The sequence below is a fragment of the 'Nostoc azollae' 0708 genome, from assembly GCF_000196515.1.
GTDB classification, from domain to species: domain Bacteria; phylum Cyanobacteriota; class Cyanobacteriia; order Cyanobacteriales; family Nostocaceae; genus Trichormus_B; species Trichormus_B azollae.
Window position 1 is genome coordinate 344,375 of the sequence record NC_014248.1, and the last position, 16,467, is coordinate 360,841.

Annotated in this window: 11 protein-coding genes and 4 pseudogenes; 12 read left to right on the forward strand and 3 right to left on the reverse strand. The window is 38.3% G+C overall.

The features are described 5' to 3' along the window. Window positions 1–97 precede the first annotated feature (97 nt). Window positions 98–337: a histidine kinase gene (locus AAZO_RS01620; RefSeq protein ID WP_041639194.1), complete on the reverse strand. Its 240-nt coding sequence runs from the start codon at window positions 335–337 to the stop codon at window positions 98–100. Between the two features lie 177 nt (window positions 338–514). Here AAZO_RS01620 and AAZO_RS28280 point away from each other — a divergent pair. Next, window positions 515–793: pseudogene (locus AAZO_RS28280) on the forward strand (NAD(P)/FAD-dependent oxidoreductase); the annotation flags it as partial. A gap of 497 nt (window positions 794–1,290) precedes the next feature. Here the strand turns inward: AAZO_RS28280 and AAZO_RS01625 are convergent. Continuing rightward, window positions 1,291–2,382 (reverse strand): annotated as a pseudogene (locus AAZO_RS01625) (ISAs1 family transposase). Between the two features lie 188 nt (window positions 2,383–2,570). Between AAZO_RS01625 and AAZO_RS01630 the strand changes: the two are divergent. The 3 genes from AAZO_RS01630 to AAZO_RS01635 all read left to right on the forward strand — a co-directional run bounded on the left by AAZO_RS01630 (window position 2,571) and on the right by AAZO_RS01635 (window position 3,571). Next, window positions 2,571–2,753 (forward strand): hypothetical protein, encoded by a 183-nt coding sequence (locus AAZO_RS01630; RefSeq protein WP_144031225.1) that lies wholly within the window; start codon window positions 2,571–2,573, stop codon window positions 2,751–2,753. Between the two features lie 12 nt (window positions 2,754–2,765). Further along, on the forward strand, window positions 2,766–2,915 hold the full coding sequence (locus AAZO_RS34750) for a hypothetical protein (protein WP_187289579.1): 150 nt from the start codon (window positions 2,766–2,768) through the stop codon (window positions 2,913–2,915). A gap of 269 nt (window positions 2,916–3,184) precedes the next feature. Continuing rightward, complete coding sequence (locus tag AAZO_RS01635; RefSeq protein ID WP_049790510.1) at window positions 3,185–3,571, forward strand: IS66 family transposase; 387 nt, start codon at window positions 3,185–3,187, stop codon at window positions 3,569–3,571. An 871-nt stretch (window positions 3,572–4,442) separates the two neighbouring features. On the opposite strand, the gene AAZO_RS01645 is transcribed toward AAZO_RS01635, so the two are convergent. Then, the gene (locus tag AAZO_RS01645; RefSeq protein ID WP_013189943.1) at window positions 4,443–4,646 is read right to left on the reverse strand and encodes a hypothetical protein; all 204 of its coding nucleotides are present in this window, start codon (window positions 4,644–4,646) and stop codon (window positions 4,443–4,445) included. 536 nt (window positions 4,647–5,182) lie between these two features. Here AAZO_RS01645 and AAZO_RS01650 point away from each other — a divergent pair. From AAZO_RS01650 to AAZO_RS01685, 8 genes and pseudogenes are all read left to right on the forward strand, one after another. Then, window positions 5,183–5,934, forward strand: a pseudogene (locus AAZO_RS01650) (Uma2 family endonuclease). Window positions 5,935–6,116: 182 nt separating this feature from the next. Then, window positions 6,117–7,430, forward strand: coding sequence for an FAD-binding oxidoreductase (locus tag AAZO_RS01655; protein ID WP_013189945.1), 1,314 nt, complete (start codon window positions 6,117–6,119; stop codon window positions 7,428–7,430). 191 nt (window positions 7,431–7,621) lie between these two features. Continuing rightward, complete coding sequence (locus AAZO_RS01660) at window positions 7,622–8,971, forward strand: (Fe-S)-binding protein (RefSeq protein ID WP_013189946.1); 1,350 nt, start codon at window positions 7,622–7,624, stop codon at window positions 8,969–8,971. Between the two features lie 105 nt (window positions 8,972–9,076). Next, window positions 9,077–10,294: an acetate kinase gene (locus tag AAZO_RS01665; RefSeq protein ID WP_013189947.1), complete on the forward strand. Its 1,218-nt coding sequence runs from the start codon at window positions 9,077–9,079 to the stop codon at window positions 10,292–10,294. Between the two features lie 25 nt (window positions 10,295–10,319). Continuing rightward, a complete protein-coding gene (locus AAZO_RS01670) occupies window positions 10,320–11,105 on the forward strand; it encodes a hypothetical protein (RefSeq protein WP_013189948.1) in 786 nt (261 codons plus the stop codon). 225 nt (window positions 11,106–11,330) lie between these two features. Continuing rightward, on the forward strand, window positions 11,331–12,122 hold the full coding sequence (locus AAZO_RS01675; RefSeq protein ID WP_041639204.1) for an aminotransferase class IV: 792 nt from the start codon (window positions 11,331–11,333) through the stop codon (window positions 12,120–12,122). Between the two features lie 115 nt (window positions 12,123–12,237). Beyond that, entirely contained in the window at window positions 12,238–14,079 is a 1,842-nt protein-coding gene (gene ftsH3 / locus AAZO_RS01680) for an ATP-dependent zinc metalloprotease FtsH3 (RefSeq protein WP_013189950.1), read from the forward strand. Between the two features lie 145 nt (window positions 14,080–14,224). Then, window positions 14,225–16,092: pseudogene (locus AAZO_RS01685) on the forward strand (GTPase family protein). The last annotated feature ends 375 nt before the right edge of the window (window positions 16,093–16,467 follow it).

A 16,467-nucleotide genomic window follows, 5' to 3' on the forward strand; every position in this document is an offset into this window, starting at 1 on the left:
TTTGTTATGAAATTGGCAGATTTATAATTTTACCGTAAATTGGGGACGGGGAATAAAGTTGTTGATAAATTATTGGTGATGGTGAGAATTTTGCTAATTAACCGCAGATATAGATACAGACAGGTGTTCTCAATCTATAAGCTACTTGATTAATGATATCTTTGGTACAGCCTTTAGTTTCTCTAATTTTATCGGGGTGTGTAGCTGTTAATTCTAATTCTGTATAATATAGGCAATTCTGGACTAATCTATTTAATCTCAAAGCTGTATTGTAAATATATTCAGCCATTTCCATTGCTTCTATATTATTGAGAAAGTTATGACCTTGCATCAACATTTGTGCAACACCTATTTAATGATGAATTCATTTCCTGGGGCATAGACATAGAAATATTATTACTTAAGGTATTTAATTTTGACTGGGTGTATTTTTTAAATACAGCCATTTTTTCCATTTGTCTATTTATAGCCCGCATGAGTTCATCAGCGGAAAAAGGTTTTATTAAAAAATCATCCTCTTCTGTACCAAGTAGCTACAGGTGCTTTGTTTCCAGGGGATATTTCTTATCTGTTGCGTTCTGTTCTCAGTAAGAGTAAAAATACTAAGGTGCTGTTGGGTGAAGTGAATGATATTGACTCCACAGCCCAAAAGGTGACGGTTGGAAATTAAGTTGTAACTCATGATACGTTAATTGTGGCTACAGGTGCAAAGCATTCCTATTTTGGTAAGGATAATTGGGAAACTTTTGCACCAGGTTTAAAGACTATTGAGGATGCTATTGAAATGCGTCGGTGAATTTTTATAGCATTTGAAAGAAACTGATGCAGCTATGGGATCATAACAAAGCAGAAATAAACTTTCATAAATGAGGAAGCAAAGACAGTATTTCATGACCCGTTCGCTTTGATATTTGATGATCTGGTTCATTTGGTGAAAAAAGAGAAATTATTATTGGTTATTCTACTCAAAATCGCTTACTTCTAGTTTGTTTTACCGTAAGGATTCAGGTGGTGGGCAGGGGAAACGCACCTTATTTCCTAATAAAAACTAATGAGGATTTTAAAATCATCTATATATATAAGTGCAAAGCTTGATGGATATATAAACAAAATCAATCACTTTTTTATTAAGCGATGAATTAGCTTATCTCTAATTGAATAACTCTTAGCTAAGGATAAATGAGCTAACTATTCATCCATAAATAAGTAAACTTATCTGTAAAAATAAGTAGAAGAAAATATTAAGTAAATTGTTGACAAGTTAGTTGAGGCTAAAGCTAAAACTCTTTCTCAAGAGTTATTATCCATTGCTGCCAAAAACTGTTTATTTTTTATCCCCCGCTTCACGGGGTTCTCTTTACCCAAAAGATTGACTGCTATCTGGCGCATTACTGCAAAGTTTTGTGGAGCATTATCTTTCCTAATCCGGCAGTCATCTTGTTTTAAAGCTACATCTAATACCCAATGCAATGAATTTTCTATTGCCCAATGGCTGCGGACAGAATTAGCCAATTGTTCTCCATTTGACTCAAGACTACTAATAAAATAACGAGTCTCTACTGTTGTTTTATCATCCACTTGTCCGATAGGTTCTACCATCCCAACACTTTTTAGATTTGACCAAACTGAATCAGGATCAAGCTGAAACCCAAAGTTGCGGATTTCATGAAGACCATGCCCTGTTTCTTCGGGTTTATATGTGCTATGTTGAAGCTCTTAAAAACCTGTACTTATCCCTGACTTAAATAGCTGTTCTACTGACTCATACAGATTACCTTGGTTCTTTTTTAAAGTAATTACATAATCTGCATTTTCTTGCGTAATTAACTTTACTATGTCTTTGTGACACCCGATGGCATCAATCCTGACAATACATCCAGCTAATTCTAAAACCTTTAATAATTCGGGAACTGCTGTAATTTCATTTGATTTCTCATGCACCTTCACCTGTCCCAACACTAATTTATTTGTAGTTGCCCATGCACTTACCATTTGGATTGCACTCTAGTCACTATTTTTACCATGAGAACTACATAAAGTTTTCCCGTCAATTGCCACAACTTCACCATCCCTTATCTTATGTACTGATTTCATCCAGTTCAAAAAACAATTTTGAAATTGTTGCGGATTCAATTGTGCAAATACCCTTCCAAATGTGTCCTGGGACCGGAGCCCATTTCCTAGTTCTAAAAAGGTTTTTAACCACTCATATTTTGTGCAGCCATACAGTTCAATTGCCACCCAACTATCTGCTCCACAAATTACTGCACAAATTCCAATGGTAAGAATGTCAATTAACTTGTGTCGTTTCCTCCCCTCTACTCTTGGATCTTCCATCTGTGCAACGTGGTCAGTAATCGTGATTGTGGGCTTGAGCTTCACACTTTTTGGGACTTTCTTCTTCTACTTTTACAATGACTTTACCATCAGAGCCTCATTGGTCAACCTCTATATCATCAGCCCTCCCTACCTTTCTCGTTCCTTAGTATATATGTACTACATTTACATGCGTTCGCCCTGAGGTGCTGGGGTATTAACAAGTCTGATAGGTGAGGCAGAATATAGCAGTCATGAAAAAGAAGCTAGGACCAAAACTAAACAGAGAGATATTGAAGCAGTTGGGAACACAGCAACTGGTAGAAATCATTATTGACCAGGGGAAAAGTATAGAGAACCTAACAAATAGGGTAGTAGAACTGGAAAAAGAAATAGAGAAGCTCAAAGTCAGTAGAGATTTAGAGACCATAACATGATCCAAACCACCCTTGGGAGACATCCTCAAAGAAACTGAGAACAAACAACAAGAGAAACGAGAAGAAAACCAGACACGAAAACGGAAACCAGGAGGACAACCAGGGCATAGGGGAAAAAGGAGAAAGGTGTTTGGTGGAGTAGATAGAATAGATTTGAGATAGTGGCACGGCAAGTCTGTGGATGGTGAGGTCAGGGGGAATTATTTGGCGAACCAATAAAAATCCAAACACAACAACTAGGGGAGTTGGTGGACAGGCCAATCCAAATAGTAGAATATGAAAGATATACGTAGACTTGCAGTGTGTGTGGGGAAACATAAAGGGCACACTGGTCACCAGAGATAGTACCGGGACAAGATATAGGAATCACAGGACAAGCTTTTTTGGGATGGAGCAATAACTAGGGCCATTGAGCCTATAAAAAACAACACTTGTTGTTGTGGGAACTGGGTCAAATAGAAATTGGAGTGGGAACATTAGTAGGTACCAATGAAGGAATAGACAGTACAGTGGCTCAAAGTATTCATAGCCTCAAACAGTGGATAAAACAAACCCAGCCTTATATCCTTAGGGATGAAACACCCTGGGTAGTCAAAGGGCTGAAACAATGGTTATGGATTTTTGCCAATAGTGATAGTGACTTCGCTTTATTTCATGGGCCTGATACTCCTTGTCCTACCGAATTAGAATCCATTGTGGGTTCAAGTTATTCTGGTGTACTCAGTTCTGATGACTTTACTGCCTATAACGGTTATCCGGTCACAGCTCAACAGAAATGTCAGGCACATCTACCCTACCCCGTCACTTCAAGACACTAATCAAGATTCCTGGCTTCAATCACCAAGAAATTGGCACAAAATTCATGGACCTCATAGATGAAGGTTTTAAAAACTACCCTTTATTCCAACAAACCCAAAACCTTCATGAATTCTTGACTTACCCATCCTAGTTTCAACCAAAAGTTGAATCTTCCATTCATTCATTGATCAAGCCCTAGGGTAACCTGGTAAACTTTTACCTTCCTTAGGCAATAGACCTTGATCATAATTTAGCTGAACCAAGGTTAGGTTTAGCACTGAAACAAGGAAAAGTCTGTGGTGGTTCTCTTTCTCTGGAGCTATTCCAACATCCTGCCAATTTATTGACGGTTATACAAACTTTTCGCCGTCAGGCACTTTCTCTAATTGAGTTTCTTGACCAACCTATGAAAGCCATGGTTCACTCTGCTTTCCATACACCTTCTTTAATCCCTCTACCTTAGACCTAAATCCTTACATTTTACCGAAAGAAATAAAGATTTAATCCGTATTTTCAGTTCTCGTTTAAACACTAAAAAATAACGACAAGAGCATCAACGAAACAACCGTCGGTGAGCAAAACTCGTCTGAATCAGATGATTTATTACCTGAATATAATTTCGATTATAGCAAAGCATGTCCTAATCGTTTTGCGTCAACTTCAGAGAAGAGAATTACTGTGATCCTTGATCCTGATGTCGCTAAAATTTTCCAAATATCAGAAGGACTAAATCGGGCTTTAGGTTGCTTATTATCAGCAATTCCTGAAAAATAAACCAACTTCCATATATAGTCATCGTCATTATATGGGATTACCGAGTTTATTAGAGCTAAAATTGATGGATTTTTGAGGACTTATACTATTCACAGTCTAGAAACTGGGAACAAGTGATTATTTTTCTGTATGAACATTTTCTTCTGGTGAAACATTCACATCTTCATCAGGTGACGCAACTAGTTCTGATGTTTTATTAGCTTTCTGAACCAGAGCAAGAGTAGTATAGCGATGACCCTGTGTAAACGCGCAAGACTTACTATTTTTGTCGAGAGTATCATTAACTATTGGATCAACTCTAAGGAAGGGCTTGATATACATTATCTGACGTGGTTTTTCTGCCCTGTCGAATCATTCAGAGTTCTCAAAACTGGTGTCTTACCTAACGTAGAATTATAATATGGAGCATCCACAATTTCATAAATATACTTAATTGTACCATTCTTGTAGAACCCAATATAACGAGAAGATTGAAAACTTCGCCTATTTTCGCAGATGTAACCGCGATGTTTAACTGCTATGGGTCCTCTCCAATTAGCAGCAACAATAAGAACTTTACTATTGTTTCAGTACCAGTCTTGGTTTTTTACTAAGTAGGTAGACAGAAATGAACATAACTATTTAACAAAATGTAAATTACTTGAAACCCTTGGGATTGCTTGATTCCGCCTTGCTACATTCGCCATGACATAGTTATAAATTTTTCCGCCCAACCTACTTACTTGCATGAATGTTTTGCTCCTAGTGAAGCATATTATTTATAATACCATTGTTGAGTACGAGACGGGTAGTAATATTATTCATTCTCTGATTACAATATGATAAATAAACAAGGTAAATTGAGAGGATAGTGAAAAATGTATCAAACAGATCCACCACTTTCTGCTAAAGAAACATTACCAACAATGTATGTTCTTCCTAGTCAAGACCCGGAGGAAGCTGGTTTGCCAGATCAATTTCATTTATTCCAACCACAATTATTAGCAGAAACATTCAGACCCCCTATCTATCCTAGGGGCCAAATATTTACAGCTAGTGATATGAATCTTCATTATGATTCCCGTCATCCACTTTGGGATAAACGCCCAGATTGGTTTGCAGTTGTGGGTGTTCCTGATCTTTATAACAACAGAGATTTACGTTTAAGTTATGTTATGTAGCTTGGCAAGAAGCCGTTAATCCTTATATTGTCGTTGAATTACTTTCACCAGGAACACAAAAATAAGATTTAGGTTCAACATTGCGAGATGTGGAAAAACCTCCTGGCAAATGGGAAGTTTACGAGCAAATTTTAAGAGTACCCTATTAGGCTATATTTGACCATTATAAATCTGAGTTTAGAATGTTTCAGTTAACTGGCCCTCGTTATGCTGAAGTAAATTGATCAGATTTACGTTTTTGGATTCCAGAAATAGAATTAGGTTTAGGAGTGTGGCAAGGCAGTTATAAAAATGTAAATATGCTTTGGTTACGTTGGTATGATAAAGATGGTAATTGGGTTTTAACTCCCACAGAACAACAAAGACAAAAAGCAGAACAAGAAAGACAAAAAACTGAAAGATTAATTGGACAACTCCGTGGGCTTGGTGTTGAACCTGATTTAGATTAGTTTTATTCAATCAAACTAAGTTCTTTTTTTTAACGCAGAGGTACGCGGAGGTACCCGCAGAGGTTCCCAGAGTGGAAATGTTTTTTCAGTCTTTCTTAATACCCTTTATTGAAACCTCAATAGCATTGCTATTTTGGTCAAATTAACTAGTACATTAGTAAAGAGCATATGAAAATACACTAATGAATGCGATGTCTAACGAAAAGACACAAAGTGTCTACGCATCTACCCTAGCATCTATTATTAATACAGAAAACGCTGTCTTACCTTGGGAAAAACTTGAACCCAGTCAGCAACAACACATCCAACAAGCAATAGACTCTCAAACCCATCCCAGTTGTATTGTTTATCCCCACACCCAAGCACAATTAGCCGCAGTTATAGCCACTGCTAACCGTAAGAAATGGTGTGTTCTTCCTTGTGGTAGTACCAGTAAACTCAATTGGGGTGGCCTAAGTAAGAATATTGATATTGTTGTCAGTACGGAACGCATCAACCAACTGATAGAACACGCTGTTGGTGATTTAACTATCACCGTTGAAGCAGGAATAAAATTTGGCGAACTTCAGGAAATTTTAGCCAGATCTCGGCAAACTTTAGCTCTCGACCCGGCTTTTCCTAATTCTGCTACCATTGGTGGCATTGTTGCTACTGCTGATACAGGTTCTCTGCGTCAACGTTATGGTGGTGTGCGTGACCAACTTCTAGGTATAACTTTTGTGCGTGCTGATGGACAAATAGCCAAAGGGGGGGGAAGGGTAGTAAAAAATGTTGCTGGCTATGACTTGATGAAGTTGTTTACTGGTTCTTACGGTACATTAGGAATTATCAGCCAAGTCACTTTTCGAGTTTATCCCTTACCAGAAACGTCAGGAACAGTGGTGTTAACTGGAAAAGTTGAAGCCATATCCCAAGCTGTGACAATTCTCCAAGGTTCTGAGTTAACACCAACTCAAGCAGATTTGATATCAAATCAATTAGTTTTTCGCTTAGGTTTAGGTACAGGAGTAGGTTTGATTACCCGTTTCCAAAGTATTAGCGAAAGTGTGAAGGAACAGTCAAACCGACTTTTATCAGTTGGTGAACAATTGGGTTTACATGGGGCGATTTATTCAGGCGAAAATGAAGTTGAACTATGGCAACGATTACCAGAACAAATATATTCTAATGTTACATCTTCTCTCATTATTTGTAAAATAGGAGTAATGCCAACTACCGGAATAGAGGTTATTAATCAGATAAGTACCGGTTTAATTCACCTGAGCAGTGGTTTGGGTTTAGTAAGTCTGGAAAATGAAGATTTAGTTCTGACATTGCGTAATTTATGTCAATCTAATTGTGGATTTTTAGGTGTGTTGGCTGCATCAGTGGAAATCAAAAAAAGATTGGGTGTGTGGGGGTATACTGGTAATGCTTTACATATTATGCGGGGAATTAAGGAACAGTTTGATGGTAATTATATTTTAAGTCCTGGTCGGTTTGTGGGTGGGATTTAAGATTTAAGATAACGAACCACAGAGGCACAGAGAACGTAAGAATTTAGTAGTCAGGAGTCAGAATGTTTGAGAAATTGGTCAATTATCAAATAGGTATTTTTGGCTTTAGGCTGAAAAAGTTGACTACTGATAGCTGATAGCTGATAGCTGAATGCTCCCAGAGAACACAGAGGTAAAGAGAGGAAAGAGAAATGCAAGTTTCAGATGGTGGTGTTAATAATGTTGCTAGTATTAAGAATCTAAAAGGGTTTGATGAAAGTCATCCTCCTGATCCGAAGTTGATTGATAGTTGTGTGCATTGTGGTTTTTGTTTGTCTACTTGTCCTAGTTATCGAGTGTTAGGAAAGGAGATGGACTCACCAAGGGGACGCATCTATTTAATGGATGCAATTAATGAGGGTAGAATTGCACTGAATACGGTAACTATTGAACATTTTGATTCTTGTTTAGGTTGTCTTGCTTGTGTGTCAACTTGCCCTTCTGGTGTGCAGTATGATAAATTAATTTCGGCAACTCGCCATCAGGTGGAAAGGAATTATAACCGCAGTTTACCTGATAAGTTAGTGCGAAAATTGATTTTTTCTTTGTTTCCTAATCCTGATATTTTAAGAATTTTACTTTTTCCCTTATTGGTTTATCAAAAGTTGGGAGTTTCTAAATTATTGCAGGCTACTGGGTTAATTAAAGCTATATCTCCCCGGTTAGCAGCAATGGAATCTATGTTACCAGAAATTACTCTCCAATGTTTTCAAGATAATTTACCGGATGTAATTCCTGCTAAAGGTGACAAAAGATATCGTGTTGGGGTGATTTTGGGATGTGTGCAACGATTGTTTTTCTCTCCTGTGAATGAAGCAACGGTGAGGGTTTTAACTGCAAATGGTTGTCAAGTGGTAATTCCTAAATCTCAAGGTTGTTGTGCTGCACTTCCTGAACACCAAGGACAAACGGAACAAGCGCAAGCTTTAGCAAGACAAATGATTGATAGTTTTGCTGATACAAATGTGGATTTTATAATTATTAATGCTGCTGGTTGTGGTCATACTTTAAAAGAATATGGTCGTATTTTAGCCGATGACCAAGAGTATGCAGAGAAAGCTAAAGCTTTTGCAGCTAAAGTTAAAGATGCACAGGAGTTTTTAGCCAATGTTGGTTTAACTGCTAAACTTTCACCATTAGCTGATAAACATTTAACTTTAGTTAATCAAGATGCCTGTCATTTATTGCATGGACAAAAGATTAGTGTCCAACCCCGTCAGTTGTTAAGAAAAATTCCGGGTGTGAATTTAAGAGAACCAATAGATGCGGCTTTGTGTTGTGGTAGTGCTGGTGTTTATAATATGTTGCAACCGGAAGTTGCTGAGGAATTAGGTAAACAAAAAGTGCAGTATTTATTAAATACAGGTGCTGATTTAATTGCTTCTGCAAATCCTGGTTGTACTTTGCAAATTAGGAAATATTTGCCTGGACAGAATATATCAGTAATGCACCCGATGGAATTGTTAGATTATTCTATTCGCGGAGAGAAGTTGAAATTGTAAAATCCTATATGCTCACCTCTACAATATCTCCAATTTCTATAAAAACTTGGGGATTTTGATAGCATAACGTGACATCATAAAACAGGTTATATTTTCTATGATTTTATGAAAATACTAGTCCTAAATGCTGGTTCAAGTAGCCAAAAAAGTTGTTTATATGAAATTCCTGATGCAAATCTACCTAAGGAAGTTCTGCAACCTCTTTGGGAGGGAAAAGTTGACTGGAATCAAGAACGGAATGAGCCAGAAATTGAGGTAAAAACAGCAACTGGGGCGGTCCTACAAGAATCCATTGATGGTGACTCCCGTGCAGTGCAGGTCGCTTATATGCTGGATACTCTGACTCGTGGTGCGACTCAAGTAATCCGTCAATTATCGGAGATTGATGTAGTGGGACATCGTGTGGTACACGGTGGATTATATTACCGACATAGTGTAGTAATTACTGAGGATATCAAAAAGGCGATTACACACCTTTCTCCCCTAGCACCAGCACATAATCCAGCCGCTGTTGAAGGCATAGAAGCTATTAAGAAAAGTCTAGGAACTATCACACAAGTAGCAGTATTTGATACTAGTTTTCACAGCACCTTACCTGATGCAGCTGCAATCTATCCCGGTGCTTATGAATGGGTAGAACAAGGTATCCGTCGCTACGGCTTTCATGGTATAAGTCACCAATACTGTGCCAACCGTGCAGCGCAAATTCTCAACCGAGATTTAACATCATTGCGGTTAATAACCTGCCATTTAGGTAACGGTTGTTCTTTGGCTGCTATTAAAAATGCTAAAAGTGTTGATACAACAATGGGTTTCACACCCTTAGATGGTTTAATGATGGGTAGTCGTTCTGGTTCCATTGATCCAGGGATTCTCATTCACTTGCTACGTCAATCTGATTACTCGGTTGAAGAGTTAGATTATGTGTTAAATAAAACTTCTGGATTAAAGGGAATTTCGGGGATCTCTGGCGATTTACGGGAAATCATGACAGCCATTAACCAAGGTAGCGAGCGCGCCCAACTGGCTTATGATATATACGTGCATCGTTTGCAGACTGGTATCGGTTCTATGCTGGCTAGTTTAGGAGGATTGGATGCGTTAGTATTCACCGCTGGAGTAGGGGAAAAATCCCCAGGAATTCGCCAATCGGCTTGTGAGGCTTGGGAATTTTTAGGACTGAAAATAGACCCAGAAAAAAATCAACAGCAGCCAGTTGATGTAGATATTGCTACACTTGATTCTAATGTGCGAATATTAGTTATACACACTCAAGAAGATTGGGAAATCGCTCAACAATGTTGGCATTTATTACAAGAGTAAAAAATATCATTTTCAACATTTGAATATGTTCTTATCTCGTGAATTTATTATTACCCCTTTGGTAGCTTGTTTCTGCATTGTAGGAATTAGCTTCAGTCAATTACCCAGACTACACAAATTGTTAAATAGCAAAGAATCTATGTCTGTGGAAGCTTTAGAAAGAGAACAGGAAAAAGAACGTTTTCGTCTGGGTTTACTCCAAGAAATACCCACTTTTGGTTACGATAATATAATTGCTAACTGGGTATATGTAGATTTTTTGCAATACTTTGGTGATAATGAAGTCAGAGATAAAATAGGTTATACTTTAAGCCCAGAATTTTTTGAAGTTGTCCTCAAACGTGACCCTAAATTTTTAGAAGCTTATCTTGGTCTTTTTGTCAGCACTTCTTTATATGCAGGTATGCCAGAAAGAACTATTGCTATTATGGACAACGGCTTAAAATCAATGTCTCCTAACTTGCCAGCAAAATCTTATTATATCTGGCGTTATAAAGGCACAGATGAGCTATTATTTTTAGGTGACTCCCAAGCAGCAAGAAAATCTTTTTTGCAAGCAGCAGAATGGGCTAGTAAATATGATGATCAAGAAAGTAAAAATGTAGTTTTTATCTCCCAAAAAACAGCAGAGTTTCTTCGAAATAATCCTGATAGTAAGTTTGCCAGAATTGCGACTTGGACAATGGTATTACAAAATAATGTAGATGAGAGAAATCGGAAACGAGCAATTAAAGAAATTGAAAATCTCCGAGGTAAAGTCGTGATTAACTCTAATGGAGTACCTGCTGTCATCTTACCTGAAAAAGATTAGATTTTAGGTGAACTCCACAAAAACAAATGCCCAATGTCATTCTGAAGGTTCGCGGAGCGTCTCTAAAAGAGATAGTGAAGAATCTCCGAGATGCTTCTTTTGCCTATGGCTTACGCCACGCTTCGCGACCGTTATACTCAGCATAACAAGATAGGAGCATTTATTTTGTTTGTGGCTTACTCTAGTTGTCAGTTGTCACTGGTTACGTTCTTCCCAGTCCCCTTTATGTATTGGTATTGTAACAAATTAATAGAATCACAAAAGCTGGAATTAGATATTAATGATCCAGGTTTGATTTATGGAGCTACGGTTTTTACAACCTTACGAGTTTATGATCATTCTCTTGATCATAATTTAACTAATTGGCAAGCCCATTGTTCCCGTCTGCAATTTAGTTTACAAACCTTTGATTGGACAGAACCAGATTGGGATTTTGTGCGTCAAGGTGCAGAAATTCTTTTACAACATTTTCCCGTTCTCAGAATTACTATTTTCCCCGATGGTCGAGAATGGATCACAGGCAGATTATTACCAGAAAACTTGACCCAAAAGCAAAAACATGGTATAATAGCCACTCTTACCAATGGAGAATTTGCCCGCTCTCTCCCCAGTCATAAAACCGGCAATTACTTGAGTGCTTGGTTAGCAAGAAATATTGTACAGTCTTCAAAAGCCGAAGAAGTGATTTTAATAGATTGTGAGGGAAATTGGCTAGAAACCAGTACCGGCAATCTTTGGGGATGGAAAGAAGAGAGTTGGTGGACACCACCGTTAACAGTGGGAATTTTACCTGGAATTGAGCGATCGCACATCATCACCCATCTAGAAAAGCGTCAAACTACCATCCAGCAGCAACTCTGGACACCAGAACTAGTCAAAAAATTAGAAGCGATCTCCTACACTAATAGTGTCGTAGAGATAATTCCGATCCATACCGTACAACAGCCGATAGGATCGTTAGAATATAATCCTTACCATCCTTGTTATTCACAACTTAAAGGATTATTTCTACCATGACAGGAATGCCATTTTGGTATATCTTAAGATAAGTTAACATAATTCTCATAATGCCCTCTCTTAAATTTTAGAGAAGTTACACTAACGCACAAAAGATACAGGAGGATAGACCTCAGTGAATAAAAGATGGAGAAATACAGGGCTATATGCGCTGTTATTTATAGTTGTAATTGCTTTAGGGACTGCGTTTTTTGACAACCAACCCCCACAAGTAGAAACATGGCGTTACAGTCAATTTATTCAAGAAGTTGAAAGCGGTAGAGTAGAAAAGGTCAGTCTCAGTTCAGACCGTTCTACAGCAATGGTTACGCCTAAATATGACCCCAATAAAAAGCGCGTCACCTTAGTTAACGATCCAGACTTAATCAATACACTGACTACTAAAGGTGTTGATATTGCGGTATTACCCCAAACCGATGAAGGATTTTGGTTTAAAGCACTCAGCAGTTTATTTTTCCCTGTATTACTTCTAGTTGGTTTATTTTTTTTATTGCGTCGCGCTCAAAGTGGACCCGGTAGCCAAGCAATGAACTTTGGTAAATCTAAAGCCAGAGTCCAAATGGAACCCCAAACCCAAGTAACATTTGGTGATGTTGCTGGTATTGACCAAGCCAAACTGGAATTAAACGAAGTAGTAGACTTTTTGAAAAACGCCGATCGCTTTACCGCCGTTGGTGCAAAAATTCCTAAAGGTGTATTATTAGTTGGACCTCCTGGTACTGGTAAAACCCTCCTCGCACGTGCGGTAGCAGGAGAAGCTGGTGTACCCTTCTTCTCAATCTCCGGTTCTGAGTTTGTAGAAATGTTCGTTGGTGTGGGTGCTTCCCGGGTCCGGGACTTATTTGAACAAGCTAAAACCAACGCTCCCTGTATCGTCTTCATTGATGAAATTGATGCAGTAGGTCGTCAACGGGGTGCTGGTTTAGGTGGTGGTAACGACGAACGGGAACAAACCCTCAACCAGTTACTCACCGAAATGGATGGTTTTGAAGGTAACACCGGCATCATCATCATTGCTGCTACCAATCGTCCTGACGTACTAGACGCAGCTTTATTGCGTCCCGGTCGTTTTGACCGTCAAGTGGTGGTAGACCGTCCTGACTACGGTGGACGCAGCGAAATTCTTAAAGTTCACGCACGGGGTAAAACCTTATCCAAAGATGTGGACTTGGATAAAATCGCTCGTCGTACCCCTGGTTTCACCGGTGCAGATTTATCCAACCTGTTGAACGAAGCCGCAATTTTAGCAGCACGTCGCAACTTAACCGAAATTTCGATGGATGAAATCAATGATGCCATCGACCGTGTATTAGCTGGACCAGAGAAGAAAGACCGAGTAATGAGCGAAAAACGCAAAACCTTGGTTGCATATCACGAAGCTGGTCACGCTTTAGTTGGTGCATTGATGCCTGACTATGACCCCGTACAAAAGATTAGCATTATTCCCCGTGGTCGTGCTGGTGGTTTAACTTGGTTTACCCCTAGCGAAGACCGCATGGATACAGGTTTATATAGCCGTGCTTATCTAGAAAATCAGATGGCTGTAGCTTTGGGTGGACGTTTAGCTGAAGAAATAATCTTTGGTGAAGAAGAAGTTACCACCGGTGCTTCCAACGACTTGCAACAAGTAGCGAGAGTTGCTAGACAAATGATAACTCGCTTTGGGATGAGTGATCGCTTGGGTCCAGTTGCTTTGGGTCGTCAACAAGGTAATATGTTCCTCGGTCGAGATATCATGTCTGAGCGTGACTTCTCCGAAGAAACCGCAGCTGCAATTGATGAAGAAGTTCGTAAATTAGTAGATGTAGCTTACGCACGCGCTAAGGAAGTATTAGTGAACAACCGCCACATTTTGGATGAAATCGCGCAAATGCTGATTGATAAAGAAACAGTTGACGCTGATGAATTGCAAGAGGTTCTAGCGAATAACGATGTGAAAACTGCTGCTTTTGCATAGTTTTTAGTTGGTTTTTAAGACTTTTATAAGATTGGGGTAATTCTGGGCTTTCTGGAGTTACTCCAATTTTTTTTGAGCTAGGCTAATACCAAAATACAAAGAGAACAGGTATCAAATTATGGTACGTTTAAAACCCTAGCAATGGATCATCCTAGTCTCACCAATAGCAATAATTATCACCTTCCTACTTATAGCCGCAGGAACACAAATTCACGCTTGGGGATTAAGTTGGATTTGGGCTGTATTTACAGTTATATTTGTGGGTTGGCGTTGGTTGCTGGTACGCTGGACTAAACCTAGTGTAAATCAGATTCCAATTCTTCTTGCACCTGTGCAAGAAGAATTGGAATCTAGCACCGACAATAATCTAAATGTGTCAACTGGAAAAGACAAAACCCACCAAATAGAAGCAGCATTACAAAAAGTTCTGACTGATTCGCAAAATGATCGTCCAGTTTGGGAAGATTTACAAACTTTTTGGCAAAGATGTCAAGATTTAGTAGTTGCGAGCGCACAAATTTATAACCCCGAAGTAAAATATCCTCTGCGGAATATTTACATTCCCCAAGTCTATGGACTGATTCGCGGAACAGTCGATGATATGGATAAATGGATGCAGAAATTATCACCAGTTCTCAATCAAGTTACCGTTGGACAAGCTTACCAAGCTTACAAAGCCTACCGTAAATTAGAACCATCTGCTCGCAAATTTTGGGGCGTTTGGAACTGGGTGCAATGGTTCTTGAATCCTGTTACTGCGGTAGCAAAAAAAGCCAGTCAAGGAGTTAGTAATCGTGCTTCTCAAGAATTACTAATAAATTTTAGTCAACTATTAAGAGAAGTAGCTTTGGGAAACTTATATCAACAAGCGAGCGCACTCTATACAGGAACTAACATTGAATTACCTACCCCCACCCTACCCCAGCCTAAAACCCAAACCCTGCGAGATATTCTTACCCAAGCAGAACCCCCAGAAAAAGTAGAACAAAAGCCAGTTAATATTCTCCTTGTCGGACGTACAGGTCAGGTAAAAGTAGTTTAATTAATACTAGTTTTCAAAGTGAACTGGCTGTTGTTGATGTTTTACCCAGCACTGATATAATTCAAAATTATCATTGGACAACAGACACTGGAGAAACACTTACTCTTTGCGATACTCCCACTTATGAACAAGTAAAATGCAATAATTCGCGAGATTTAGTCATTGATTATGCCACAAAAGCCGATTTATTGTTATTAGTTACTCCCGCACTAGATCCTGCTTTACAAATGGATGTAGACTTTCTCGAAGAGATTAAAGCAGAAGTTGTAGATTTACCCATCATTACCATTGTCACCCAAGTAGATAAACTGCGTCCTATCCGTGAATGGCAACCTCCTTATAATTGGAAAACAGGAAACAAACCCAAAGAAATCTCCATTTGAGAAGCAACAGAATATCGAAGTCAAGTGTTAGTAAATCACTCTACCTTAGTTGTAACCATTGTCACAAATGACGTGAAACCTGGACGCAGTGCTTGGAATTTAGATGAATTATTTTTCTGATTATGATCAGCCATAAATCCGGCCGAAAAATTACGTCTCACCCGCTTTTTACGTAACCTAGAAACCCACATTACCACAACTGCTAAAATAATTGACCATTATACATTTCAAATGGTAATAACCCAAGGACTTACCGCACTTCTCAAAAGTCCTATTGTACAATTTATTTCTAATTTATCAACAGGTTATTCTAACCTCGCTTATCTTCTAGCAGAATAAATTTCTGTAGAGGAATTACCCATCGTTATTGGTAAATTGCAGTATGAACTATTTCCACTATTAAATACAGACGATTCTAAATACCGCAATTTTTATTTATTATCTCTTTGGCCTTTGTTGTTACAAAATACTGGTAAACCAGATACTAACGCCTGGGCATTTGGTCATGCTTTAATAGAATATTCGACTCAGAATTTAACCATTGAACAACTGCGGGAAAGATTTGATTATTATCTCAAACAAGTTTGATGCTAAAAATGGCTTATCTATTGGCTTTATATACCTCGCAGAACTTAAGTTTCTGCCTAATAGCTAAAGTGTGTTAAGACGCACTAAAATTAAGAAAAATAAAACTGAATTTAGTGGTTAAGCTATCTGTCTGTTGATAGAAAATAGTTGGGTAAAACCGACTTTAGCTATAAGACAGGGAATTTATTCCCTGTCTATTTTCTTGTTGATATAGTAATCCGGAATCATTGGTGGAAAAATACTTAATTTATTAAAGATAAGATAAATACAAAATAAATCTGTGTTTTGTAGCTGAAGTGGTATATCAATGGTAATTCATAGTTTTAAATTCTAGTTTTATAACTTACAAATGCAGTAACAGTATTTTCTCATGAT